Origin of the sequence: Spiroplasma endosymbiont of Crioceris asparagi, from assembly GCF_964020035.1 — a bacterium.
Classification (GTDB): Bacteria; Bacillota_I; Bacilli_A; order Mycoplasmatales; family Mycoplasmataceae; genus TIUS-1.
This window is the reverse complement of the sequence record NZ_OZ026475.1, coordinates 185,860-212,378: the sequence shown is the minus strand read 5'-3', so window position 1 is coordinate 212,378 and position 26,519 is coordinate 185,860. Positions and strand designations below refer to the sequence as shown.

Below are 26,519 nucleotides of genomic sequence, written 5' to 3'. Positions count from 1 at the left end.
TCTCCTAGTTGGCGTTTGTGATTTTTTTAGCCTCAATCAGTTTTATTTGCACAATTTTAGTAATTCCCTTTTGTTCCATGGTAGCTCCAAATAAAATGTCGCAATTTTCCATTGTTCCCATACGGTGAGTTACAATCATGAATTGTGTTTGTTTAGTAAATGATTTAATGTACTTGGCAAATCTTTCAACATTAGCAATATCTAATGGAGCTTCTACTTCATCAAGTACAACTAATGGTAATGGTCTTACTTTTAATATTGAAAAAAGTACTGTTAAGGCAACAAGTGACTTCTCTCCTCCTGATAATAAGTTGAGATTAGTAATTTTTTTACCAGGTGGTTCAATTTTAATATCAATACCTGTTTCTAAAATATTATCTGTCTCTGTGAAAATAACTTGAGCGGTTCCACCATTAAATAACCTTTTAAATGTTTCTGGAAGTGCTTTATTAACATCATTAATTACAGTTGTAAATTGTTCAACCATTTTTTCATCCATTTCTTTAACGGCTTTTTTTAGATTGTTTACGCTTTCAACAATATCTTGAATTTGTTTTTTATATTCTTCATATCGGGCATTTTCTGCTTCATACTCAGCAATAGATTCGATATTTACATTTCCTAAATCACGAATGTCATTTCTTAAATTAATAACTTTATCTCTAATTTCTTGTTCATTTTCAAATTCCACTTGTTCCATTGACATTGCTGTCTCAAAAGTTAAATTATATTCTTGAGCCAATCTTTCTAAAGCATTAGTTTTTCTTTCACTAATTAATAAGATATCTGATCTTTGAGCTGAAACTTCATCTTTCATAGAAAATAATTCTTGACGTTGTTGATTTAAATCAGTGTTAATTTTATTTTGTTTTTCAAGATATTTAGATTTTGAATTTTTTAGTAATTCAATCTCATTTTTAATATCTTGACATTCGCTTTCAAATTTAATAATTTTTTCACTAACTTCGATAATTTGACCATCAACTGATTTAAACTTATCATTTTCAATATCAATTCTTTTTCCAGTTAATTGTCGATACTCTTCAGAAATTCTATTTAATTCTTTTTCGATTGATTCAAGTTTTTGTCTTGATATTGTAATTAAAGATGTATTCTCTGATTTTTTTTCATTTAAATGCTCAATTTTATCATTCAATTCGCCAAGAGTTTGCATAATTTCAAATTCTTGTTTTTCTTTTAAAACTTTTAATGATTCTGCCTTTTCAATATCTTCTTTAATACTATTGTTTGGATTTTTAAATTTACGTTCACCACCAACAACCGCTCCGTTTGGTAAAATTCTTTCTCCATCTAGTGTTAAAACATTATATCTTTGATTAATTAATTTAGACATTGCAATTGCATTATCATAATTATCAACAACGATTGCTGTGCCTAATAAATAATCGGCAATTTTAGCATACTTATCATCAAAATCTACTAATTGATTCGCATAGGCAATAAACCCTTTTGATTTTTCAATAGCAAACCTAATTTCATCATTAATATAATTAACCCTTAGATTATCCATTGGTAAAAATGTGGCATAACCTGCACGGTTTTCTTTTAAAAACTTAATTACATGTTTTGTTGATATAGCATCCTTCATAACAATGTTTTGTTGAGAAGTAGACAACAATGGCAAGATTGCATTTTCATAACTTGGTTGTACTTTAATTAATTCATCAACTGTTCCAATGATTCCTGATAGTGAATTACGATTTTGTAAAATATTTTTAACCCCGAAATGCAATGAGTCATTATTATTAACTCTTTTATTTAGCATATCTATACTTAAATCAATTTTATAAATTTCTTTTTTTAAAAAATCTAATGCATTGCTTAATTTATATCTATTTGCAAACTCTGTCTCAAGTTCTTCTTTTAATTTATTTTTAGAAGTCATTAATAATTCATATTGTTTTTCTTCATGTTCAGAGTGAATTTGGCTCTCTCTATAAAGACGTTTTAATTCTGATATACGGTATTCATTTTGATCAATTGATGAATTTTGTTTTTTAGATTCTAAATTAATTTTTAATATTTTTAATGCAGAAATTTGTTCAACAATTCGTGAAAATTTATCATTTTGAATTGCCATTTGCTGTTCAATCGAATTATTTTTTAAATAAATATTGTTTTGATCCATTGTTTTTAGATCTAAATCTTTTTGAACAGTCTTAATTTGTTCACTTAAAATATTGATTGTTTTTTCAAGTTCTACAATTCTATTTTCATACAAACTAATATCTTTTGCTAGAATCGCAACTTCAATAACTTTTAATTCATTTCACTTTTCTTGAAATTGTTTAGCTTTTTCTGCTTGTTTTTTTAACCCTGGTAATTTTCTTTCAATCTCATTTAAAATGTCATTCAAACGATCAAGATTTTCTTGAGTTCTAACTATTTTACGAATTGATTCTTCTTTTCTTTTTTTATAAATTGAAATTCCTGCTGCATCATCAAAAATTTTTCTACGATCATTTGGTTTTGCTTCAACAAAATTTGAAATTGTACCTTGAGAAATAATAGCTAAAGATGATTTAGTTATTCCGGTTTCCATGGCAATTTCTTGTACATCCTTTAAACGCACTCGTGAATGATTAATGTAATATTCAGATTCTTTAGTATCTTTAAATAATTTTCTCGTAATTGAAACTTCATTAAAATCTAAATTTTTAAAAATACGATTTTTGTTATCAAATGTTACTGTAACTTCTGCAATATTTAATGGTGCTTTATTAACAGAACCAGAAAAAACAACATCTTCCATGTTGCTACCTCTTAATGATTTTGATGATTGTTCTCCCAGGGCTCAACGTAAAGCATCTGTGATATTAGACTTACCACTACCATTGGGACCAACAATTCCAGTCATTGGATATTCGAAACTTAAATTTGTATTTTCGGCAAAGGATTTAAATCCATATGCCTCAATAGATTTGACAAAAATCATATAATTAAATACCTCTTTATTTCTAATAGTTCAGCCGTCCTGTACATATTATTTATATGAAATATATTATGATTATATACAATTAATTATTAAAAAAATAAAAAAAGGAACTACTCCCTTAATTAGAAATTCCTTTTTTATTACAATTAACATATAACATTCCATCTACATTAGTAATAAAAATAAATATATTACGATTTTCTTTTTTAAAATGCTCCATTAAATTGTTAACAACTAATTGTTGTTTGTCAGGTCTTGCCATTCATTCAATAGTAATGTATAGAAGTTCAACCCCTTTTGGAGATTTGCTGATCTCAGAATTATCATTTATAAATAAAATATTTTCAGGATCTGCATTTACTAATTTTGATAATTCATTAACTTTTTTTGAATATTCTAAAATTTCTTTTTTATCAATTCCACTAAATTTAATTATTGGCATGTTTTACTCCTTTAAGATTTCTTAATTTTGATAGTGCGTCTTTTGCTGCATTTTGTTCTGCGGCTTTTTTATTATTTCCCTCTCCTGTACCATAAACAATATTTTCAACAGAAACATTGACAGTAAAGTTTTGTTGGTTGTATTCATTTTTTTCACAATTAATTACTTTATAAACTAATTGATCACGTTTTTCTAATTGAATTAATTCTTGCAATTCAGATTTATAATCATGAGTTTTGTCTAAAAAATATGAAATGTTGCTTGAAATAAATAATGTTTTATTTAATCATTGTTCAACAACTTCCATTCCGGAATCTAGATATATTGCAGCAGTAACTGATTCGTAAATATCTGCAAGTATTGAATTTTTTTCATGACCTTTTGATTGAATCTCTCCAGCACCAAGTTTAATTAATTTTCCTAAACCCATGTTTTTAACAATATATGAAAGTGATTCTTCCCTAACAATGGCACTACGATATTTAGTCATTAGTCCTTCATTATAGGTTTTAAAATTATTAAATAAATATTCACTAACTTTAAGTTGTAAAATAGCATCACCCAAAAATTCTAATCTTTGATAAGTAATTGGTGTTCCATGTTCATTTGCATATGAATTGTGTGTTAAAGCTTCATCAAAATAACTCATTTCTTTAATTTCAATTCCATATTCTAGTAATAGTTCTCTCATTTTATCCTTGTACTTTTTCTTTTATTTTGTTTAAAACGTCATGTTTTACAGCTTCTTTAGCAAATCTTAATGTTGCTGCAAAACCTTTTTCATCACTTGAACCATGTGCTTTGAAAACAATTCCATTAACTCCTAAAAGTATTGCCCCACCATAATCTCTAACGTCCATTGTTTTTTTCATACTTTTAAATGCTCTTAATAAAAATAAACACGCAATTTTTCTTATGATAGTTTTTGTAATGTGGTCTTTAAAAAGTTGGGTTACAGCTTTAGCAGATCCTTCCATAGTTTTTAATAAAATATTTCCACTATATCCATCACTTACAATAACATCTACTTTTCCAGAAAAAATATCCCTTCCTTCAATATTTCCAAAGAAATTAATTTTTTCATTAGCTTTTAATAGTTTAAAAGTTTGTTTTTGTAAATCTTTACCCTTTGATTCTTCTTCACCAATGTTTAATAATCCAATTAATGGATCACTATTGTTAAGAATTTCTTTTTGATAAACACTTGCCATTAATGCATAATTTACTAAATCATTAGGATCATTTTCTAAGTTTGCTCCAACATCTAATAAACATGTAACTCGACCTTTTTTCATTGTGGGAATTATTGGCATAAATCCTGGTCTTGAAATTCCTGGCATTTCGCCTAATACTAAATGACATCCAGCAATATATGGTGCTGTTGCTCCAGCCGTAATCATAGCATCAACAACATTATCTTTTACTAATTCTAATGACTTGGCCATTGAAGAATCTTTTTTTCTTCTAATCTCAAAAATTCCATCAGTCATTTCAATTTGTTGTGTCGCTGGAACTATTTTTAAATTGTCTTTTTCTTGTTTAATTTTTTCTTTAATAATTTTTTCATCACCAACCAAATAAAGAATGACATCTTTATTTTTTTTAATGAAATTTAAGGCTGCATTAATTGCAACAATTGGACCTTCATCTGAGCCCATTATATCAAAAGCGATTTTTATTTTTTCCATATGTTTACTCCTATAATCTTGACAATGGTAATTTTTTAATATATTTTTCACCAGCTAATCAACATAATAATACAATAGATTCAATAAGAGCAAAAACTAAATATCCCATTCAAACAACCGTTGGTGTATGAAAAACTAGTTTTGCTTTATCTCAAATAATATTTTCAATTATTTTTCATAGCATGTAGTTAGCAAAATACATTAGTAGGAATGAACCCACACTATATGTTGCATATTTTCCTAAAATAATAAAGTTTATTTCTCTGTCTCTATATCCAAATGAACGTAACAATATTATTATATTTTTAGAATCAAAAATAATAAATTTAATTAATATAATAAATAAAATTATCATTAAGAAAATTAGTATAACTGTATCAAATATCATAATTTCAATTGAACTTTGAATTTGAATTTTAATTAGTAATTTTTGAATAAAGTATGAATAGTTAAGATTTAAGTTAAATTCTTTTCCAGAAAGAGTAAATACTAAGAAATTACATACCTCAACATGATTAAAGTCATCATTTTCTCAACCAATTGCAAATTCAAAAAATCAATGATTGCTTGAAAAGTTTTTTTCATTTTCAAGAATAAAACGACTAGATATACACATACTATCTTGACCTACACTTATATTATCAGTAGAAATTCCTGAACTTAGTTTTCCATAAAATTGTTTTTTATTACTAATAATTCGATTTCAAGAGTAAACATTTTTTAAGTTTATATCTTTATTTTTATCATTTTTATCAAATTTTCTTATAAATTCATGATTTTGAATCATTTTACTTGCATAAGTAGCTCAAAATTGATCGGCGTCAGCAATAATTCCATCTTCATATGTTGAAGACTCCTGTATACCAACTACATGCACTTTTATTGGTTTTGTTTCGATAAAGGTATTAACAGTGTCCCCAATTTTTGCACCATATCATTTTGAGAGACGCGCAGATATAATTCCATTAATTGAACCATCTTCATTAACTATTGGTTTACCATTATTTCCTAAATTCAGAAGTTTTTTCAATTGTTTTTTATTTTTATTTGAAAGATCATAAGTATTTGCAATGTTTCCAAAATCATTATTTTTAGTTTGAGTTAAAACTAAATTTGGATGTACAGCTCCTAGTTTATCAAAATTTAAATCAAAACTATTGACCATAGTTTCTTGTTTTCCATCAAATATAATACCGTTTAAAGCACATAAAGTGTTATTGCCACTTCTTTGTTTCATTAACAAGGGCACTACTTTTTTTAACAATACTGAATTATTTAAATTTATTTGTGGAAGATCATCTCAAATAGAATCATCTTTATTTTTTATACTTGATAAACTATTTTCTTTTGAATTCTTATTATATTTGTTAATTATTCTTTGCAATTCATTAAATGAAGTTAAAAAATCATTAGCACTAAATGCTTTAATTTTTTTATCATATAAATCCATTTGCATAAACATTAATGTATTTTTTTTATTATCAGAATCTGGAAGTCGTTTATTTTCTTTAATATAATCTACATCAGATTTAGCTTTATTTATATTTTCTGTATTTTCAATTTCATTTTTATAATACTCTAATCATTCTTGAGATGTTTTAGATTGATTAGTATTATTGTTTTGCATTTCTACTTCGAAAAATGCACAAGCAATAAACCAAGCTCTTATATAGTCAACAATATTATCATTAGAATTTGGAATATTATTTTTATTAATAAATTCACTAATCTCTTTATCTTCAAGAGTATTATTTAATGCTTTACAAATTAAATGAAAGTGTGTGTGAAAATTATAATCGAATTTATCTTTAAAATCTTCTTTATGCTCCAATAAATATTTAGTACTATGACCATTAAGATTTAAATAGTTAATGTTATAAATTTTGTCATATTCATAATCTATTTTTGATGTTTTTCCATATTTATCTTTATCGTCATTATTAATATTTAGTTTAGGTCCTAAAATATTGTCATAGTGATCAACAGAGTTTTTTAAATGAACATATGGTTGATAAAATAGAGTTTGCATTGCATAAACCATTCTTATTTCAAGCATTAGAGCAAGTGACATTAATGAGTAAAGGGTAATAATAATTACAAACTTTCCTTTTGATTTAGCCAAAAATGCTGTTTGTAATTTATGTTTAAATCCCCATGATCATCGGCTAAGTATTTTTCCTACAAGCCTATTAAATCAAATAAATAATAAAATATATGGTTGTAAAATTAATAAAATTTTATATCATTTTTGACTAGTTTTAGTAGTAGTAGAATCACTCATAAGTGATAGTGGTGATTCTTTTAAATAATTTAAAATTATTAAATATCCTATTATTGTAAAGAATACCGGCAAGGCAATAAACAAAATTGACATAAACCACAAACTATGAAAGACATGTTGAATACTAAAGACCATCATTTTGCTATATTGAGTATTAAATACTTTAACTTGCATTGGCATTGAAATTAAATATCCAAAAGTAATTCCAACATACATAATAATTATAATTTTAATTGTTGAGGGAACTGAAAGTGATCACTTGCTATAACCAATAGATTTGAAAACTCCCATTTGTTTTCTTGTGCCTGATAGTTCTTTTTTTTGTACATAAATAATAAATCCGAAAGCTAAAGCGATCATTGCAAAAAATAAAGTAGAATACATTATCATTAATATATTAGCAATCTTTACATTACCAAATAAAATATCATCTGAAAAATAAACTACTGATGTTACATTTGACGCAAAGAAGTTTTCATCTTTACTATTTATTTTTGTTTTTAATAAATTTAACTTTTTATCTGCTTCATCTTTAATATAAAACATTAAATTTGTGTTGTTTTTTGCTTCAGAAATAATGTTATTTAAATCTTTTTCTTGCATAAAAATATTAGCATAATTTGCGCCATTATAATCAGCTGTTAATTGCCATTGTTCTGGAGATAAATTTTGATAACGATATCCAATTGAAGTAAACTGAATTTTTAACTTTTGATTATATTTAGAGTTTATTAAACCACTATCATTAATTGGAATTTCTACTTTTTGACCAAGTTTATATTGATGATAGTCTAAAAATCTTTGATTAACTGCAGCTTGAAAATAACCGTCGTTGTCTTCTACTTTTTTATTTGGATAGTCCCCTTTTGTTATTACTAAATTATTAAAACAATCTTTTTCTTCTTGAGGTGTTCGTTTAACACTAAAAAAGTTAAGTACATCCCTATTACTAGAAACATTATACAAATTATTTATCTTACTATTTTGTATTTTCATTTGGGTTAAAACATCATTAGTAAACATTGCCCAGAGATCACCAGAATATGATTGACCAATTTTTTCTAGTCATGACTTAACAATATTATTATCATTTGAATTCTCATAAATTTCGTTATTTTTTATAACAAATTGACTATTAATTTTTTCTTTTTCTTTTTTGGTTTTTCCTTCAACTAATTTGTTATAAGAATTTTTAAAAATTTTTGAAAAATCATTAGCGTAGTTTATTTTTGCATCAAATAAATTTTTTGTAACATGAAACAATAATATGTATTTAAAAAGATCTTTGTTTTCTTTGTTATTTTCTGATTCATCAATAATAATTGATTTTTTTGTATTATCAATTTCAATTGAAAATTTTAAATTTAATATATCTTTTAATTTTGTATTTATGTTTGGTAATTTAGGAAAATTAGAAAATAATTGAATTTCTTGTGAATCAATATTATTTTTTAGTTTATATTTTCCAAATTGATCTCCATTATGAGTCAACATATAATCTAAAGATTGTTCCAATAATTTAATAGAAATTGCATTACTTTTATTTTTTTTAAAATCTACATTTTCAGTATTCATTTTACTTACTTGGAAACTATAATCTCATTTATTAGTTTTTTGTTCAATTTGATTCGAAAACGCGACTATTTGCAATGGACATGACAAAAGCGGAAGACATATCAAAATAAAAAATCCAATAAAAATTATTGTACCAAAAGTTTCTATAAGAGTTTTTGAAAATAATTTAATGTAGGATTTTATAATTTTATTCATTTTAGGTTCCGCTCTTCTGTTTTATTCAATAGATATTAAGAATGGATAGATTTCTTGATCACCGTCAACAATTTCATATTCAACATCATAGTTTTCATCTAAGAATTTTCTTAAGAAATTTACATCTTTATATGTTGCATCCATACCTTTAAAAATAGTAATTATTTCTGTTTTTGGTTTAATGTGGTCTTTAAGACATTTTTTAATAATTTCTTTAGTGTCTTTGTGTGAAGCATAAACTTTACCATTAACCATAGCTAAACAGTCATTTTCTTTAATATTTACACCATCAATTTTTACGTTTCTAGTTGATTTAGATAGTGAAATTGAAACTAAATTTTTCAATGATTTTGTAACATTAGAAATATTTTTCTTAGCACTTTCGTCGTGATCAATATTTAAAATAGCAGTCATTCCAGCAACAAGTGTTTTAGTTGGTAAAACATGAACTCTTGATTTTTTTTCTAATTCTTTTGCTTGATTAGCACTCATTATAATATTTGAGTCATTAGGAAGAATGTAAACGTCTTTAGCATCAACTTCAGAAATTGCTTTTAAAAAGTGATTTGTTGATGGGTTCATTTTAGGTCCACCATTAATAACAAAATCAACACCCAATTCTTCTTTGAAGTAATCTTGAATTTTTTTAGAAGGAACAACAGCAATAATAGCTGATTTATTTAATAATCTTTTTGGTTCTTCAATTTGGCTATCGATAATTGTCATTGTTTTATCAATAACAACACCTTTTTTAACATTTGGATTTCCACCTTTAACATGTTTATCTGATTGTAAAGTCATGTTTTCAACTTTTATAGTTTGAAAATCCCCATACTCTTGTAAAGTATCTAAGATTTGACCTGGTTTTAAGGCATGAGTATGTACTTTTAAAATATCATTATCTGAAACAACAACAATTGAAGTATTACCAAAACTTTCAAATTTTGATCTAATTTCTTTAACGTTAATATTTTTGATGTATTGTGAAGACAACATAACAATGGCTTCTGTACAGTATCCAAATTCTTCATCTTCTAAATCCATATTAACATTTTCACCCAAATTGGTTTCTAGTTTTTTAGATTTAGCAATAATTTTTTTAGTTCTAACAAATTTTTCAATACCTTCAAAAAATTTAACTAATCCGAATCCCCCAGAATCAACTACACCAACTTTTTTTAAGATTTCCAATAAATTTGGTGTGTTATCTAATGAAACATTTGCTTCTTTAACAACAAGTGCTCAAAATTCATTCATTGTCATTGAAGGATTTTTTTTGAAAGCTTCGCTTAGTGCTGCAGAAGTTTCACGAATTACAGTTAAAATAGTTCCTTCAACTGGTTTCATAACAGCTTCATAAGCAATTGTTTTTGCTTTTTCAAATCCTGCAACTCATTCAGCTACAGTAATGATATCTTTTCCTTCAAATTGTGTTGCAAACCCTTTAATTATTTGTGAAAAAATAACTCCTGAATTACCTCTAGCAGACATTATTAATCCTCTAGAGAATTTTTGCATTAATGCACCTGAATTTTCAAAACTTGTTATTTTAGAAATTTCAGCGAATCCACTTGTACAAGTAAGATTCATGTTTGTACCTGTATCGCCATCTGGGATTGGGAATACGTTTAACTTATCAATTTGAGGATGAAAGTTATAAATATTGTTAACACCACTTTCAATGGCGTTCTTTAAAAATTTGACATTTGACATTTTATACTCCTATTTATTTATATGTTAATTGTTCAATGTTTTAGACTTTATGCCCTCAACGTAAAGATCGATTTGATACTCATCAATATAATCAAGTAGTTTATCGATTCTTAATTTTAAATGTTCTTGAACTTCTTCAGCAAGATTTTTAATATTAATATTGCTTAATATAGTTACATGAATAATTATTTTGTTTTCAAAGTCGTCTTTAAAAAACTCCACGGCTTCTTCAACTTTGTCAGTTGTAGCGTATCCTTTTTCATCAGAATCAAATCTTGCAAAAGAAGATACTCCGGGAACCCTTGAAACTTCTTCCTTAATTATTTCTAATATTTTGTGTCTATTTTTTTCCATTAAATTTTACCTGAAACATTTTACCTACATATTATTTTATATTATTTAAAAAAAAAACAAAAAGAATATTTTTTTTTGTTATTATTATTAAGTATTCAAAATATAGGTTGGTGAAATATATGGCTAGAAAAGACTTTATTACTGGCAAAAAAGCATTATCTGGAAATTCTAGATCTCATGCTTTAAATGCTACAAAAAGAAAATGAAATTTAAATTTACAAAAAATTAAAGTTACTGATGAAAAAGGTAAAGTTATGACTATTAAAGTATCTGCAAGAACTTTAAAAACTTTAAAGAAAAATGAAGAATTAATGTAAAGAATAAAAAGCTGCATTTTGTGTAGTTTTTTATTTTGTTTAATAATATAATTTATTTATATGCCCCCTTGGCGGAATTGGCAGACGCAGCAGACTCAAAATCTGCCGGGAAACCGTGTCGGTTCGACCCCGACAGGGGGCACCACTAGACAAAAAAATCGGATTACTCCGATTTTTTTATTTTGAGAAAATAATTATTATCTCGTTGTTTGATTGTACGATTCCATTTTGATAAGGAATAAATTGATTTGAAAACGCTCATGTTGATAAATTTGCAATATCTAAATCATTTGCATTATACAAAAAGTTTTTTAAAGTAATTTTAGTGTCATTGTCTTTTGAAATAAAACTTATGTATTTATAATCTTGGTATTTATTAAAATCAATTTCATTAATACCCTTGTTTAATTTAAATAAAAAACTATTGTCACTTATAATTTTTAAATTATATTGATAGATAAAGTGCAAATGACTAATATTCATATCCATTCTTCTTGTGGGAGATACCACCATTGTTATATTTTCTGCCCCTCTTTTAAGCGCTTCAATAATTGCCTCTTCACCATCTAATAAATCTTTATTGTGATTTAAAACAATTGTTTCAATTCCTGATTTTTTTATTAAATCAAATTCTTCTTCTGAAACATTATCAAAGTCTGCAATAAATAGTTCTGGCGATACTTTTTTAGCTAACAAATCAATAGCGCCACCTTCAACACCAATAAAACTAAAGTTTAGAAATTTATCAAAATTTAATTTATTTTTTGCACAACAAATTAAAACATTTTTATTCATAAAATTTATTTAACCTTTCACTAAAGTCATCTTTGTTTGCAAGAAAACTACCCACAACAAAATTATCAACACCAGCTGTTTTGGCAATTTTGTAAGTTTGATCATTAATCCCGCCATCAATTTGAATTGTATATTTGTATTTATTATCATTTCTAATTTGATTTAATTTTTCCACTTTTTCAATAACCCTTTGAATAAATGCTTGTCCACCAAAGCCAGGTTCAACACTCATTACTAAAACATTATCTACAAGTGGCAATAAATTAATTATTTCTGTAATGTTTGTTTGCGGCTTGATAGCAATAGAAGCGGCAATATTTTGAGATTTTAAATATTCAATTATTTGAATAATCTTTTGATTTGAAAACGCTTCTATATGAAAAGTCATTTGATTTACCTTAGCATTTTTGAACACATTAACTACATTTTTAAAATCATTTTTAATTTCAACCATCATATGGGCATCAATATAAAAATCAAATTCTTTGGTTATATCTTCTAAAATTTTTGGACCAAATGATAAATTAGGCACAAAATGAAAATCCATAACATCAAAGTGTAATGTTTCAATTCCAAATTGTTTAAATTTTTCTAACTCTTGTTTTAAATTTAAAAAATTAACATTTAAAATGCTTAATGAAATTCCCTTTTTCATATTAATATTTTACCTCTTGAATTAATTTTAAATAATCTTCATACATTATTTTGACATGTTCATTATTATTAACAAATTCAATTATAAAGCAACTTGGTGTTTCGGGGGTGTGCAAACAATCTTTAAATTTGCATTTATTAAAATTATCTTTTAAAAAACCATAACTACGAGCAATATCAAGTTTAGTAAAATCTTTTATCTCAAATGATGAAAAACCAGGAGTATCGATAATAAATCCATCTTTATATAAAAATATTTCTGATGAAGTTGTGGTGTTTTTTCCTCTTTTTGTATATTCAGATACTTCTTGAGTTTTTTGAATTTGATTATTCAAAATATTATTTAAGGTTGTAGATTTACCAGCTCCCGTTAATCCTGTGAAAACATTTAAACCATTACTTATTTCTTTTTTAAACAAATCATATTCTTTATCTATTTGATTATTTGAAATAAAAAATGTTGCATAGTTTAACTTTTTATAATTATTGGCAATGTTAAAAAAAATATCATTTTTTACATCTTTCTTTGTAAACAAAAGCACTGGTTTAATATTATTTAATTCAATAAAGCTAATATATTTATTTAGTATAAAGGTGTCTTTTGCACTGTTTTCTAAAGAAGTAACAATAACTGCTCGATCTACATTAGCAACATTTGGTCTATATAAAAAATTTTTGCGTTCGTGAATTTTTTCCAGAATATATTTATCATCTTTTTGAACAATTTCGACAAAATCACCAACAAAAATTTTATGGTTATTTCAAAGATTTTGACCTTTATAAAAACATTCAACTTCTTTATTGTCTAGAAAAACTTTAAAGCTTTTTTTATTTACTTTAATAACTCTATGCATACTTAACAATGATTGCTCCTATAAAACAAAATACAAAAAACAAAAACATTGAGCATAAAATAATAAAGTATTTATTTTTACTTGCAAATGGAATACTTTCTAGGTCATCTAAAACTTTAATATTTGTTGTTTTTCCTTTTCCAAGAACTTGTGATTTTTTATGATATTTGTATAATTTATCATTACTTTTTTCACTAGTGATTGACTCAATTTCTTTAATAATCATATCCATATTTTCATAACGATATACAGGATTTTTTTCAATCATTTTCATGATTATATTATCTATTTTTGAATCTAATAAAGGATTAATCAATGATGGTCTTAAAGGTTTATTCATAACATGTTTTTTAATAATAAATCGATAACCATTCTTTTTATTTGGAATAAAGTTAGTAAATGGTAATTCACCAGTAGCAGCATAATACATTAAAATCCCCAATGAATAAATATCTGTTTTTTCTGACACTGGTTGCTTATTAAACATTTCTGGTGCCATATATGTGGGTGTCCCAATAATTTCTCCCCTAGCATCACTTGAAAATCCTTCAATAAATGAAATTCCAAAGTCTCCTAATTTAACATTTCCATCTTTTGTTAAAAGAACATTATCTGATTTAATATCACGGTGAAAAATTTTTAATTTATGAGCATCTTTTAAAGCAATGCTTAAACGTTTAAAAAAGTATTTGAATTCATTTTTATTCATGTTAACAAAGCGTTTTAAAAATTCAGTTAATGTTCCACCATCAACACATTCTAAAACAATGATTCATTCATCTTTTGTTTGCACGACATCATATAATTTCACAACATAAGGATTTAATCCCAATTTTGCAAAAGATTCTTTTTCAATATCAAATCTTTCACGAGATTGTTTTTTAACAATTGTTTCTTCATTAACTTTTTTAATTGCCACAATTTTGTTGTTAACAGTATCAAGCGCTTTAAAAACCTCGGCCATTCCCCCATTGCCAAGTTTAGATATTATTTCATAACGATCATCAATTAAATGTCCCTTTTCATACTTCATGGTTTTCCTCTATTTTGCTTCAACAATTAAGATTGATAAATTATCTGTTGAAATATTATCTTTAGCATCTTCAACAATAAAATATGCTTTCTTTTTTAATTTTAATGATGTGTTCAATAATGTTGAAGCAGTTACTTCTTCATCAATATAATCATGAACTCCATCAGTTGTTAACATATAAATTCCCTTAGGATCTTCAATTTCTTTTATGTCAATTTTTAATGATTTGTTAGGACCCAGTGCACTTGTTAAAACTTTTCAAAATGTAGCCTCATTCATTTTGGCATATAAATTTGTTTTTCTAGCAGCTTCTTTTTCTTGATCATTAGTTTGATTTCATAAGTTTTGGTCAACTGAAATTTGAACCAATTCTTCATCTTCAATTTTATATGTTCTTGAATCACCAATATTAATATTAAAGGCTCTATTTTTAACAAACAATACTGCAGTTAATGTTGTTCCCATATCTAATGTTTCTGGTTTTTTATTAGCATGATTAATCATAACTTCTAAAATTCTTTCAACTGAACTTTTAAGTCATTCTTCTGGATTTTCCACTTTAGAAAACTCTGTTTTATTAAAATATTTAACAAATTCTTCAACTGCAATTTTTGATGCCACTTCACCAAACGCATGACCACCCATACCATCACACACAATTGCTAACGCTTCACCTTTTGAGTTAGTAACAAAATCTAGATAATCTTGATTATTCTTTCTATAATTTCCTACATCTGTTAATTTTGTAAAATTGTATTTCATTTTATACCTACTAAATTAATTATAAATTAAATAATTATATAAGTATTAATTTTTTATCATTACACAAATGAAGAAACCATTATTATTTTCTTCAAAACCAAAAAATTGTTGTTGATATTCAATTTTCATATTTGAATATTTTTTTGAAAAGTTATTAATTTGATTATCATTTTCTTCTTTAAAAATTGTACAAGTTGAATAAACTAATTTACCATTTACTTTTAATAATTTATAAGCCTTTTCTAAAAGTTTAGATTGTAACATTAATAAATCTTGATAATCATTTGTGATTTCATGATATCTAGTTTCTGGTTTTCTTTTAATTAACCCATATCCTGAACAAGGAGCATCCAAAATAATGGCATCATATAATTGAGATTCATCAAGTTCTAAAGCATTACCAATAATTAATTCATAATTTTCAATCTTAGCTTTTTTAAAATTTTCAATAATTAAATTTTTTTTGGTTTCGTTAATATCATTTGCGATGATTTTAGATTTATTTGAAAACATTGAAGCAACAACTGATTTGCCCCCTGGAGCACAACACATATCCAAAATTATTGATTCATTTTTTAGAGCTAATTTTTTAATTGCTAAGGTACTTGTTACATCTTGAATGTATATTTCATTGTTTTTAAAAAATTCTGTCTTTACAACTGAATTATTCATAAAATAAACTTCATTAGAGAGCAATGACGGCACGATATTGTATTGTGCTTGATATTTGTTCATAAATTCAGTTTTAGTTATTAATTTAAAATTAATTATAAAATAATTATTTGGTGTTCTATTTATATCATTAGCAAGTTTTAAAAATGTTTCTTTTCCGTATTGATCAATTATTTTTTGTCCCAATCAAAGTGGCATTGAATTTTTAATCATATTTTTTTTATCTTCATCTTTTATTCATGAAAGTGTCTTTAGTGTTTCAAGATTGGTAAATATATTTTTTAAAACTTTATTAATTAAGCCGCTTAAATGAAAATTGATTTTTTTTGTTGTCTCAACAGAATTATTAACGATTGCATAATCTGGTTTATCCAAAACAATTTTTTCATACAACGCTTCAAACAAAATAATTTGTGCTTCAATTTTAGTTTTTTTAATGTTAATAAATTGACTCGCAATTTCTTCAAAATATAATTTATTTTGAATTGTTCCATAAACACAGTTAACAATAAAATTCAAATCCTGTTCATCATTGGGATTTGAATTTTTAAATAGTTTATTTATAAGAACATTTGAAAATTTATTATTTTTAAAAACATCAATTAAAATTTTAACTATTGTTAGTCTTGTATTCATTATTGTCTTACTTTAAAGAAGTCTACTTCTAATAAAAAGTATTCTGCTATATTGTCAATAAATTCAGGGTCTTTTAAAATTTTTATGTCTTCATTTCTTAAAACATAATCATAAATTTTATCTGCTAAAAATTTAATTAAGTGATTATTTAAATTAACATTTGCAGGAATTTTAATTTGGTTTCTTTTTAAATTTTCTTCTCAACCAGCAATAAAGAAATTATATTTATTATCAATAAATTTTTGAATGTCTTTAACTAATTGTTCATATTGACTTGGTTCTTTTGAACCTCTAACTGCTTTTTCTTTTAATAAAACATCTTCAATTTTGGCCAAAACAACATTTACATCATCATTTTCAATTACATATTTATATTTTTTCTTTAGCGGAATTTCAGCTAGTGCTTTATTTAATCGTTCCTTAATTATTGCTTCACTTTCTGTTCCTCTTGTTCTAAGACGATTTTCTAAAACTTTTAAGTTTGGCGGCATTAAGAAAATTGAAACAACATTTTTTTCTTTTTTTAATACTTGGGTTGCACCAATAACTTCTATTTCTAATACAACATTTTTTCCTTGATTCAATTGTCTATATACTTCTGCTTTTGGAGTTCCATAATAATTTCCTAAAAATTCAGCGTATTCAATAAAACCATCTTTTTTAATTTCTTCTTCAAATTCTTCTTTTGACGCAAATAAATAATTAACGCCATGAATTTCACCAACTCTTGGTGCTCTTGTTGTCATAGAAATTGAAAATGACAAATTTAATTTTTCGTTTTTAATTAATTCGGTATTTACTCGACCTTTTCCAACTCCGGAAGGACCTGAAACAATTATAATTTTACCTTTAGCCATGTCTAATTCTCCACTTCTAATCTAAAAATATTTATTTGTAGTTTATTATATTTTTTATTCTTTAACAATACAAGGTTATTAAAAGAATTTAATGTTCAATTAAGACTAGATTCACAAACAATGATCCCATAGTTATTTAACATATTATTTTCTAAGATTTTACTTATTACTTCATTATAAACTTCTAATTGTGAATATGGTGGATCTAAGAATAATAAATCAATTTTAATATTATTATTTATTAAAAAATCTAATGCTTCATGATAATCTTTGTTTAAAATTGAATATTGTATTTCAGGAATATTTTTTAGATTTTCTTTAATCACATTTTGTAATAAGGAATTGTTGTCATTGATATAGGCAAACTTAATATTTCTTGAAATACATTCAATCGCCAATGATCCACTTCCAGCAAATAAATCTAAACATGTTTTATTTTCAAAAATAAAATAACTATTTAGTACATTAAAAATATCTTCTTTTACCCTTGTAAGTGTGGGTCTTGTGTCATTTGTTTCAAGTGCAACTAACTTTCTTCCCTTATATTTCCCAGAAATTATTTTCATTAAAACCTCAATAATATATAATTATATTAATGATTATAAATTAGAAAGGATTAATTATGGAGTTTTTATCTAAAGAAAAACCAACTAATAAGTGACTTACAAAAGATAACAATCCTGAAATAATTAGAGCTACAAGTCCTGATGTTAAATACCCAATGAATAAAGAAGATGATCTTTGTATGAAAAAGTTAATTGACTTTGTAAATTTTTCTCAAGATGAAAAATTAAATGCTCCCGAAGGTACTCCAGAACACTTAAGACCAGCTGTTGGATTAGCGGCCCCCCAAATTGGAATTAATAAAAACATGTTTTATATTAAAATTTGTTGAGAAGATGAAGTTAATACAATTGACGAATATGCTGTTGTCAATTGTAAAATTACAGCTAGAAGTGAACAACTAACTTATTTAAAAGGTGGTGAAGGTTGTTTAAGTGTTGATGGTGATAGACGTGGTGTTGTTCCACGAAACTACAAAATCGAAGTGGAATTCTATGACTATCTAAAAGATAAAAATTATGTCATGATTTTAAGGGGATATACAGCAATTGTGTTTCAACATGAATATGATCATATAATTGGTAAACTATATTATGACCATATCAACAAAGAAGATCCTGAATATTTTGAAGAAGATTGAATAGAAATTTAAAGTTAAAGTTGTATTTAACTTTTTTTTGTTAATTTTCAATAAATGATTTATACTAATATTAATAAAACAAACACGTATTATTTTTAGCAATTTTTTGAGTAATTAATCATATATATTAATAATTAATGTGTTTTTGTAATTTTATAAGGAGACATATGGAAGATAAAGATTTACCAATTAAGAAAGTTGGTAGTTTTGAAAAAACTATTTTAAGACAAAAAATAAAAAATAATAATATTGCTACTAAGGTTTTTGCCTTAGGTGGATTAGAAGAAGTTGGAAAAAATACATATTGTGTTGAATATGATGATGAAATATTGATAATTGATGCAGGTGTAAAATTTCCTGATGAGACTCAATTAGGAATTAGTGCAATTGTTCCCGATTATACTTACTTAGTTGAAAACAAAGAAAAAGTTGTAGGATTACTTATAACTCATGGTCATGAAGATCACATTGGTGGAATTCCTTATTTATTAGATAGAATGCCAATTCCTGTTATTTATGCACCTGAATTAGCAGCAGCATTAATAAGAGAAAAATTAAAAGACGCTAAGCCCAAATATCAAACAATTGTTAAAGAATATGTTGAAGATGATGTTTATAAAACTAAACATTTTGATATTAAGTTTGCAGCGGTTAACCACTCTATTCCTGATGCTTTCGGAATTTATGTAAACACACCTAATGGCGCAATCTTTTCAACTGGTGATTATAAATTTGATTGAACACCTCTAGGGCATAGAGCAAACCTACAAAGGATTGCAGAATTTGGTGAATTAGGAGTTGAATTATTAATGGCCGACTCAACTAATGCCGAAGTTGAAGGTTATACTCTTGGTGAAAGAAAAGTTATTTCTAATATTGAAAATCACATTCTAAAAGCTAAGGGTCGTGTTGTAATCGCTTCATTTGCATCTAATGTGCACCGTTTTCAAGAAATTATAAAACTTGCAAATAAATATTCTAAAAGAATTGTGGTTGTTGGATGATCACTTGAAAAAATTATTAAAGTAATTAGAGAATTGGGTCACTTGGATATTAATGAAAAATTATTTATAAAACAAACAGATGTTGATAAATATCCTAAAAATCAAATTATGGTTATTTGTACAGGTTCTCAAGGAGAACCAATGGCCGCCCTTTCAAGAATGGCTCGTCAAGAACATAAAGCAATTTCAATTATCCCTAGTGATACAATAATTTTTTCTTCATCACCTATTCCTGGAAATAGAGCTGATGTAGAAAATGTAATTAACAAATTAACTAAATTAGGAGCAACTGTAATTGAAAATAGTGATACTAATAAAATTCATACTTCTGGACACGCCAGTCAAGAAGAACAAAAATTATTATTTTCATTATTAAAACCACATTTCTTTATGCCAATGCATGGTGAATATAGAATGTTAAAAACTCATGGGGAAACTGCCACAAAAGTAAATGTTCCAAAAGATAATGTCTTTGTTGTTGCCAATGGTGATCAAATACTATTGCAAAATCAACAAGCATCTCTTGGAAAACGAATTCCTGTTGAAGCAGTATTTATTGATGGAAAAGATACAACCGGAAAATCTGCAACTGTTATGAAGGAAAGAACTATTCTTTCTAAAGAAGGAATGATTTTAGTTGTAGTTTCTATTGATTCAAAAATCAATAAAATGTGTTATCCACCAAGAATTTTATCTAGAGGATGTTTCTATGTAAAAGATAGTTTTAACATTATAAATGATTCAATTAAAATAGTTGGAAATGCAGTTAATGAAGTTTTAAATTCAGAAAAAACTACTTTTGCAGGAATTAAAAATGCAGTTCGTGAATCTTTATCACCATATATTTTTAAACACAAAAAAAGAAATCCTTTAATTATTCCAGTCATTTTAAATAAAAAAACTGATACACCTATTAAAAAATAAAACAAAACAGCAGATGCTGTTTTTTTGTTGCCTTAAATTGGTAAAATATAAGTAGGAGTTTCAAATGAAAAAAGAATATGATAATAAATGTTTTAAATGTTTAGCAGAAATGCAAAATGATCCAAAAAATAAAATTAACCCAATTTTATTAAGTAAAATGCAACAAGGAATTGCCAATAGTGATCCTGATGACATTTATATTTGTAAAAACCATAAATAAAACATAAAAAAGAACCTTTTGGTTCTTTTTTATTTTATTTATTATCTATTGTTATATTCTCTGTTTTGTTTTGCTTCATCAAATTTTGTATAAACTTTGTAAGCAACAACATTATTTTTACTTCAGATTCCTTTGATTGTTTGAGCAGCAATTGAAATAATAAATGTTACATATCAAATAACAAATACTAAATTTAATAGTGCTATAAACATATCAAAACCACCACGTGATTCAAATAATCTGCTAATTGCATTTAATAAGTTTATAAAAGCTTTAACCATTAACATAACTAGTACAAGAGTTCCAACAATTAAGTTAATTATTGCAACGAATGCCATTAAGTTATATAACATTCCTTCTTGTGCATCAAATCTTGCTTTAGCACCTTTAGTTCAAAATAAAGGAACTGTTAGAGCACCTCAAACAAATGAAACCGCTGAAATTGCTAATACTATTTGTACTCCTGTTGCTTTAATGTCAAAAGCGTTAGTAAATTCTAATTCTGAATGATATTTTTGTTTCATTAAGAAAAAGAATGCTATAGCTGATATTCCACCAATTAGTGCAGCCATTCCATAATGTTTAGATAATGTATATCTTGGATTGTCTTTTGACTCTGAATCTACATTTGGCATTTGTGTTAACATAAATGGTGTCATAATGCCACCTAAACCTAATGAGAATAAAGCAAGAATATATCTATTACCAATTAATTCTTCATCTGTTGAAGTTCTAATAAATCTAATAAGTACAATTTGCAAATAAATAGACGCTGCTGATATTAATGCTACTATAACAAATACTCATATAATAGTATTTATTCCTTCATAGCTATCAGCTTTGTCTAATATTGTTTGTAGACCAAACAACATCATTGCTAATGTAAATATTGAAATAATTAAACCAACAAAATTACATAATGTTAATCAGAACCTTGTTCTTGATAAATCGTATCTCATCTTTTCACCTCCATAATATTATACTATTAATGTTTAAAGAAATCTAACTTAAATAAAAACCACCTTTTGATTAAGGGGTGGTTTTATTTTCTTAAATTTCTTGAATTGCTTCAATTCCTGGTAAAACTTTACCTTCCATATATTCAAGTGATGCTCCACCACCTGTAGATATATGAGTGAATTTTTTAGCGAATCCTAATTGAATTGCGGCAGCTGCTGAATCTCCACCGCCAATTAATGTAAAGGCTCCTTTTAAGTTTGCAATTGCTTCACAAACTCCAACTGTACCTTTTTTAAAGTTTTCCATTTCAAATACACCCATTGGTCCATTTCAAGCAACAGTTTTTGCACCTTTTAATTCATTTTTAAATAATTCAATAGATTTTGGTCCAATGTCTAATCCCATTACATCATCTGGTAGATCAACACCAGAGAATGTTGCTGGTGAATCTTTAAAATCAGTATTGTTTGCTGAGTCAACTGGTAAAATAATTTTTCCATTTGCTTTATCTAAATATGATTTAGCCAATTCTACTTTATCTTCTTCACATAATGATTTACCGATATTGTGTCCTTGTGCTTTAAAGAATGTATATGCCATTCCTCCACCAATTAAAATTTTGTCTGCTTTTGTTAACAGGTTATCAATAACACCAATTTTATCTGAAACTTTAGCTCCACCAATAATTGCTACAAATGGTTTTGTAGGATTATCAATCCCTTTAGCTAAGGCTGTTAATTCTTTTTCAACTAAGAATCCAACACAACTTTCTTCAATATTTGAAGCAATTCCAACGTTTGAAGCATGTGCTCTGTGAGCAGTCCCAAAAGCGTCGTTTACAAATACATCACCTAAAGAAGCTCAGTATTTTCCTAATTCAGCATTGTTTTTTGATTCGTTTTTTACAACTTCACCATTTACAACATCTTCAAATCTAGTATTTTCAAATACAACGATTTCTTTTGCTTGCATTGTTTTAATCGCTGATTCCAATTCTTCACCTCTTGTTTGGGCGATGAATTTAATATCTTTTTTTAATAATTCTTTTAATCTTGCAACAACTGGTGCTAAAGATTTTGCTTTTTTATCTTCTTCAGATTTAATTCTTGATAAATGAGAAAATAACACAATTTTTGCTTTCTTTTTCATTAAGAATTTTATAGTAGGCAATGCTGCCTGAATTCTATTGTCATCTGTAATTTTTCCATCTTTAATTGGAACATTGAAGTCCACTCTAACTAAAGCAACTTTATTTTTAAAAGTAATATCTTTTAATGTTTTTTTCATTTTTAACTCCTTATATATTAATAGTATTTTAACATTTTTAGCACAAAAATAGTATATAAATCAATAAAACGAGCATTATGTAATAAATGCTCGTTTATTAAAAAAAAAAAAAAAAACCAATAAAGGTTTTTTAATTTTAAATTATAAACTTAACATGTGAGAAATTGTTCTAACAAATTGTGAAGTAAATGAATTTTCGTTATCATATCATGCAAATACTTTAACTAATTGTTTTCCATCAACTGTCATAACTCTTGTCATTGTTGAATCGAATTCTGATCCAAATGTAGAACCAATAATATCAGATGAAACAATTTGATCTTCAACATAGTTTAATGCTCTAGCTAAGTCTTTATCTTTAGCAACAGCATTTTTTACAGCTTTATTAACATCTTCAACAGTTACATTTTTTTCTAATTCAACAGTTAAGTCAACGATTGAACCTGTAATAACTGGAACACGTAATGCTAATCCATCTAATTTACCATTTAATTCAGGTAATACTTTACCAACTGCGGCTGCAGCTCCAGTTTTTGAAGGAATAATATTTCATGCAGCTGCACGCCCTCTTCTTAAATCACTGTGTGGTAAGTCTAATAATCTTTGGTCATTAGTTACAGCATGAATTGTGTTCATTAAACCTTTAACAATACCAAATTCGTCATTTAATACTTTAGCCATTGGTGATAAACAGTTTGTTGTACATGATGCACCTGAAACAACTAAGTCATCTTTAGTTAAAGTTTTGTGGTTTACACCATAAACAATAGTTTTTAAATCTCCTGTAGCTGGTGCAGAAATTATACATTTTTTAGCTCCTGCTTTAATGTGTGCTGAAGCTTTTTCTTTATCAGCATAGAATCCTGTACATTCTACAACTAAGTCAATTTTTAAGTCTCCTCATGGTAAATCAGCAGCGTTTCTTTCTGCTAAAATTTTAATTTTTTTACCATCAACTACTATACTGTCTTCAGTTGCAGAAACTTTTCCTTTTAGGAATCCTCTGTGTGCTGAATCATATTGTAGCAAGTATGCTAATGTTGCTGGACTTGTTAAGTCATTAATAGCAACGATTTCTATGTCTTTCATTTGGAATAATTGTCTGAAAGCTAATCTTCCAATTCTACCAAAACCATTTATAGCGATTTTTTTCATTTTGTTCTCCTTATATTTATGCTAACCTTTTGAGTTATTCATAAACTAATTATATAACATTTTGTTTTTTTAGTTATATAAATTAAAAAAAGACTTTTAGTTTTATAATTAATAATTTTAAATATCAAATATTTCATCTTTAAACAACTCATCAAATTCTTGCTCTATTGCTTTATTGTTACCTTCAGTAACTAAAGTTTCTTTAATATTTTTGCCGTTTTTTAAAAAACAAATTCTATTGCATAGGTTAGCAACTTCTTCAAAAATATGAGAACATAAAACAATAGTTGTACCATATAAAGAATTGTGTTTTTTAACTATGTTAACAAATTTCTTTTGCATAACAGGGTCTAAACCACTACTTGGCTCATCAAGTATTAATATTTTTGTTTTTTGCATTAAGGCCGCAATTATTAATGTTTTTTGTTTCATCCCTCGAGACATTTTTGAAATTTTAACATTTATATCTAACTCAAAATATTTTATTAATTGTTCCATATACTCTTTTTTAACATTTGAATTAAGATCAACAATAATTTTAAAATATTTTCTTGCTGTTAATTCATCAAAAGTTTCTGTTTCTGCTGGTATATATGCAATATGATTCAACACTTCTTGAAAACCTTTTGATTTAATTTGCGTTCCATTAACTACAATTTCTCCCGAATCTGAATTCATGAATCCTAAAATTTGTCTTATTAATGTTGTTTTACCGGCACCATTTGGACCCAAAATTCCATATATTTCTCCATCTTTTACAGATATGGAAATATCAAAGTTTCCTGAAGTTGATGTAAATTTTTTGGTAATATTTTTAATTTCTATCATATAAAATCCTTACTTTGTTTTTTGACTTTAAAATTATTTTTTTAATAATAAAATTTTTTTATTTTATAATTTATAATCTTTTCTTTCAACAATAAAATAACTTAAGAGATAGGGAATTAATCCTATCAATAAAAAAATTAAGTCTTTAATAATAATTCTTGAAGTATTTATTTTTTCCAAAGGTTTTTTCCAAACCTTTGATATATCTCCACTTCCTGTTCTATTATCATTTAAAAAAGAATTTATCTCTTGTTGTTGTTGTTCAGTGAGACTATGGAATGAAAATAAATTTTCAAATAAATATGGATAAGAAATATATTTAAGTTTTAGTAATTTACCTAAAATAGTTCCTTTAAATTTGTTTGGATCGGTTGAACCTAATATAAATATATTTGAAATTGTATACATAGATGTTGTTATTATTGTAAAAGCCAAAAACAATATCGATACTATATAAAACAAAATTGGTTTGTTAATAAAAATAAGTCCCACTATGAAATATATTGATGTAATAATAATCACATAAAAAATAAAATTGAATATCGTTAAAAATAATCTTTTAATTTCGTCACTATTATGTTCTCCTTTTAAAGCAAAAATAATAACATAACATCGAAAGAAAAACAATTGTTAAGTTGATAATCTGTATTGTTAATAGTTTTATAATTAATAAACCATTTTTAGAAACTCCACTCATTAATCAAATTGAAATTTTACCTTTAAGTTCGCTTAAAAATAATTTATTTACAAAATATATTGATGATGAAGATAACAAAATAAATCCAGCAATTGAAAAGAAAAAATAACTTAACTCTCCAAAAGACATTGCATTTCCACTAACAGAAGAAATACTATGATGGTCTTTATTATTTTCAAAAATAATTCTTATACAATACCATGCTGCCATAGTTGGCTTTTTTAAAAGTGGTGAACTTTGTGATGCGAGAAATAAAATAATTGTCATAAATAATAGTATTAAAGTAAAAAGTATTGTAAAAAATATAATCATTTTTTTATTTAACAAAATATTTCATTTTAAAATTTTTAATAATTTTTTTTGATTTTTAAACATTTAATATTTCCTTTTATAAATAAATTAATAAAGTATTGACCAACATTTATAATTGAAATTATCACTCAAGTATATTAAATC

Annotated in this window: 25 protein-coding genes and 1 tRNA gene; 5 read left to right on the top strand and 21 right to left on the bottom strand. The window is 25.8% G+C overall.

Annotated elements, in window-relative coordinates:
• Positions 1-4: 4 nt before the first annotated feature.
• The 7 genes from AACL01_RS01010 to AACL01_RS00980 form a co-directional block, all read right to left on the bottom strand.
• A complete protein-coding gene (locus tag AACL01_RS01010) occupies positions 5-2,956 on the bottom strand; it encodes an AAA family ATPase (protein ID WP_339023035.1) in 2,952 nt (983 codons plus the stop codon).
• A 118-nt stretch (positions 2,957-3,074) separates the two neighbouring features.
• A complete protein-coding gene (locus AACL01_RS01005) occupies positions 3,075-3,398 on the bottom strand; it encodes a DUF1904 family protein (protein ID WP_339023034.1) in 324 nt (107 codons plus the stop codon).
• Positions 3,385-4,089 (bottom strand): ribonuclease III, encoded by a 705-nt coding sequence (rnc, locus tag AACL01_RS01000; RefSeq protein WP_339023033.1) that lies wholly within the window; start codon positions 4,087-4,089, stop codon positions 3,385-3,387. The genes AACL01_RS01005 and rnc overlap by 14 nt, the downstream gene beginning before the upstream one ends.
• 1 nt (position 4,090) lies before the next feature.
• Positions 4,091-5,086: a phosphate acyltransferase PlsX gene (plsX, locus tag AACL01_RS00995; protein WP_339023032.1), complete on the bottom strand. Its 996-nt coding sequence runs from the start codon at positions 5,084-5,086 to the stop codon at positions 4,091-4,093.
• A gap of 10 nt (positions 5,087-5,096) precedes the next feature.
• Positions 5,097-9,137, bottom strand: a complete 4,041-nt coding sequence (locus AACL01_RS00990; protein ID WP_339023031.1) for an ABC transporter permease — start codon at positions 9,135-9,137, stop codon at positions 5,097-5,099.
• Between the two features lie 21 nt (positions 9,138-9,158).
• Positions 9,159-10,850 carry a DAK2 domain-containing protein gene (locus AACL01_RS00985; RefSeq protein ID WP_339023029.1) on the bottom strand — a complete coding sequence of 564 codons (1,692 nt, stop codon included), beginning with the start codon at positions 10,848-10,850 and terminating at the stop codon, positions 9,159-9,161.
• Positions 10,851-10,874: 24 nt separating this feature from the next.
• On the bottom strand, positions 10,875-11,204 hold the full coding sequence (locus AACL01_RS00980; RefSeq protein WP_339023028.1) for a hypothetical protein: 330 nt from the start codon (positions 11,202-11,204) through the stop codon (positions 10,875-10,877).
• 119 nt (positions 11,205-11,323) lie between these two features.
• Between AACL01_RS00980 and rpmB the strand changes: the two genes are divergently transcribed.
• Positions 11,324-11,521, top strand: a complete 198-nt coding sequence (rpmB, locus tag AACL01_RS00975; protein WP_339023026.1) for a 50S ribosomal protein L28 — start codon at positions 11,324-11,326, stop codon at positions 11,519-11,521.
• Between the two features lie 62 nt (positions 11,522-11,583).
• Positions 11,584-11,666: transfer RNA gene (locus tag AACL01_RS00970), tRNA-Leu, on the top strand.
• Between the two features lie 32 nt (positions 11,667-11,698).
• On the opposite strand, the gene AACL01_RS00965 is transcribed toward AACL01_RS00970, so the two are convergent.
• From AACL01_RS00965 to rsmD, 8 genes are read right to left on the bottom strand one after another with little or no spacing between them, the layout of a single operon-like run.
• On the bottom strand, positions 11,699-12,316 hold the full coding sequence (locus AACL01_RS00965; protein WP_339023025.1) for a thiamine diphosphokinase: 618 nt from the start codon (positions 12,314-12,316) through the stop codon (positions 11,699-11,701).
• Positions 12,309-12,971, bottom strand: a complete 663-nt coding sequence (locus AACL01_RS00960; RefSeq protein WP_339023024.1) for a ribulose-phosphate 3-epimerase — start codon at positions 12,969-12,971, stop codon at positions 12,309-12,311. Before AACL01_RS00960 ends, AACL01_RS00965 begins: the two co-directional genes overlap by 8 nt.
• Before the next feature lies 1 nt (position 12,972).
• Positions 12,973-13,824, bottom strand: a complete 852-nt coding sequence (gene rsgA / locus AACL01_RS00955) for a ribosome small subunit-dependent GTPase A (RefSeq protein WP_339023023.1) — start codon at positions 13,822-13,824, stop codon at positions 12,973-12,975.
• Positions 13,817-14,857 (bottom strand): serine/threonine-protein kinase, encoded by a 1,041-nt coding sequence (locus tag AACL01_RS00950; protein WP_339023022.1) that lies wholly within the window; start codon positions 14,855-14,857, stop codon positions 13,817-13,819. The genes rsgA and AACL01_RS00950 overlap by 8 nt, the downstream gene beginning before the upstream one ends.
• Positions 14,858-14,866: 9 nt before the next feature.
• The gene (locus tag AACL01_RS00945; protein ID WP_339023021.1) at positions 14,867-15,619 is read right to left on the bottom strand and encodes a PP2C family protein-serine/threonine phosphatase; all 753 of its coding nucleotides are present in this window, start codon (positions 15,617-15,619) and stop codon (positions 14,867-14,869) included.
• Between the two features lie 45 nt (positions 15,620-15,664).
• On the bottom strand, positions 15,665-16,927 hold the full coding sequence (locus AACL01_RS00940; RefSeq protein WP_339023020.1) for a transcription antitermination factor NusB: 1,263 nt from the start codon (positions 16,925-16,927) through the stop codon (positions 15,665-15,667).
• Positions 16,927-17,784, bottom strand: a complete 858-nt coding sequence (gmk, locus tag AACL01_RS00935) for a guanylate kinase (protein ID WP_339023019.1) — start codon at positions 17,782-17,784, stop codon at positions 16,927-16,929. The genes AACL01_RS00940 and gmk overlap by 1 nt, the downstream gene beginning before the upstream one ends.
• 2 nt (positions 17,785-17,786) lie before the next feature.
• Entirely contained in the window at positions 17,787-18,350 is a 564-nt protein-coding gene (gene rsmD, locus AACL01_RS00930; RefSeq protein ID WP_339023017.1) for a 16S rRNA (guanine(966)-N(2))-methyltransferase RsmD, read from the bottom strand.
• Between the two features lie 56 nt (positions 18,351-18,406).
• Here rsmD and def point away from each other — a divergent pair, with 56 nt between their 5' ends.
• The 3 genes from def to AACL01_RS00915 all read left to right on the top strand — a co-directional run bounded on the left by def (position 18,407) and on the right by AACL01_RS00915 (position 21,136).
• Entirely contained in the window at positions 18,407-19,000 is a 594-nt protein-coding gene (def, locus tag AACL01_RS00925; protein ID WP_339023015.1) for a peptide deformylase, read from the top strand.
• 155 nt (positions 19,001-19,155) lie between these two features.
• Entirely contained in the window at positions 19,156-20,916 is a 1,761-nt protein-coding gene (locus AACL01_RS00920; RefSeq protein ID WP_339023014.1) for a ribonuclease J, read from the top strand.
• Positions 20,917-20,980: 64 nt separating this feature from the next.
• On the top strand, positions 20,981-21,136 hold the full coding sequence (locus AACL01_RS00915) for a hypothetical protein (RefSeq protein ID WP_339023012.1): 156 nt from the start codon (positions 20,981-20,983) through the stop codon (positions 21,134-21,136).
• 41 nt (positions 21,137-21,177) lie between these two features.
• Here the strand turns inward: AACL01_RS00915 and AACL01_RS00910 are convergent, their stop codons facing one another.
• The 6 genes from AACL01_RS00910 to AACL01_RS00885 form a co-directional block, all read right to left on the bottom strand.
• Positions 21,178-22,095 (bottom strand): hypothetical protein, encoded by a 918-nt coding sequence (locus tag AACL01_RS00910; protein ID WP_339023011.1) that lies wholly within the window; start codon positions 22,093-22,095, stop codon positions 21,178-21,180.
• Positions 22,096-22,186: 91 nt separating this feature from the next.
• Positions 22,187-23,383, bottom strand: coding sequence for a phosphoglycerate kinase (locus AACL01_RS00905; RefSeq protein ID WP_339023010.1), 1,197 nt, complete (start codon positions 23,381-23,383; stop codon positions 22,187-22,189).
• Between the two features lie 141 nt (positions 23,384-23,524).
• On the bottom strand, positions 23,525-24,538 hold the full coding sequence (gene gap, locus AACL01_RS00900; protein WP_339023009.1) for a type I glyceraldehyde-3-phosphate dehydrogenase: 1,014 nt from the start codon (positions 24,536-24,538) through the stop codon (positions 23,525-23,527).
• 117 nt (positions 24,539-24,655) lie between these two features.
• Positions 24,656-25,366 carry an ABC transporter ATP-binding protein gene (locus tag AACL01_RS00895; protein WP_339023008.1) on the bottom strand — a complete coding sequence of 237 codons (711 nt, stop codon included), beginning with the start codon at positions 25,364-25,366 and terminating at the stop codon, positions 24,656-24,658.
• Positions 25,367-25,429: 63 nt separating this feature from the next.
• Entirely contained in the window at positions 25,430-25,801 is a 372-nt protein-coding gene (locus AACL01_RS00890; protein ID WP_339023007.1) for a hypothetical protein, read from the bottom strand.
• Positions 25,802-25,940: 139 nt separating this feature from the next.
• Positions 25,941-26,438 carry a hypothetical protein gene (locus AACL01_RS00885; protein WP_339023005.1) on the bottom strand — a complete coding sequence of 166 codons (498 nt, stop codon included), beginning with the start codon at positions 26,436-26,438 and terminating at the stop codon, positions 25,941-25,943.
• Positions 26,439-26,519: the final 81 nt, after the last annotated feature.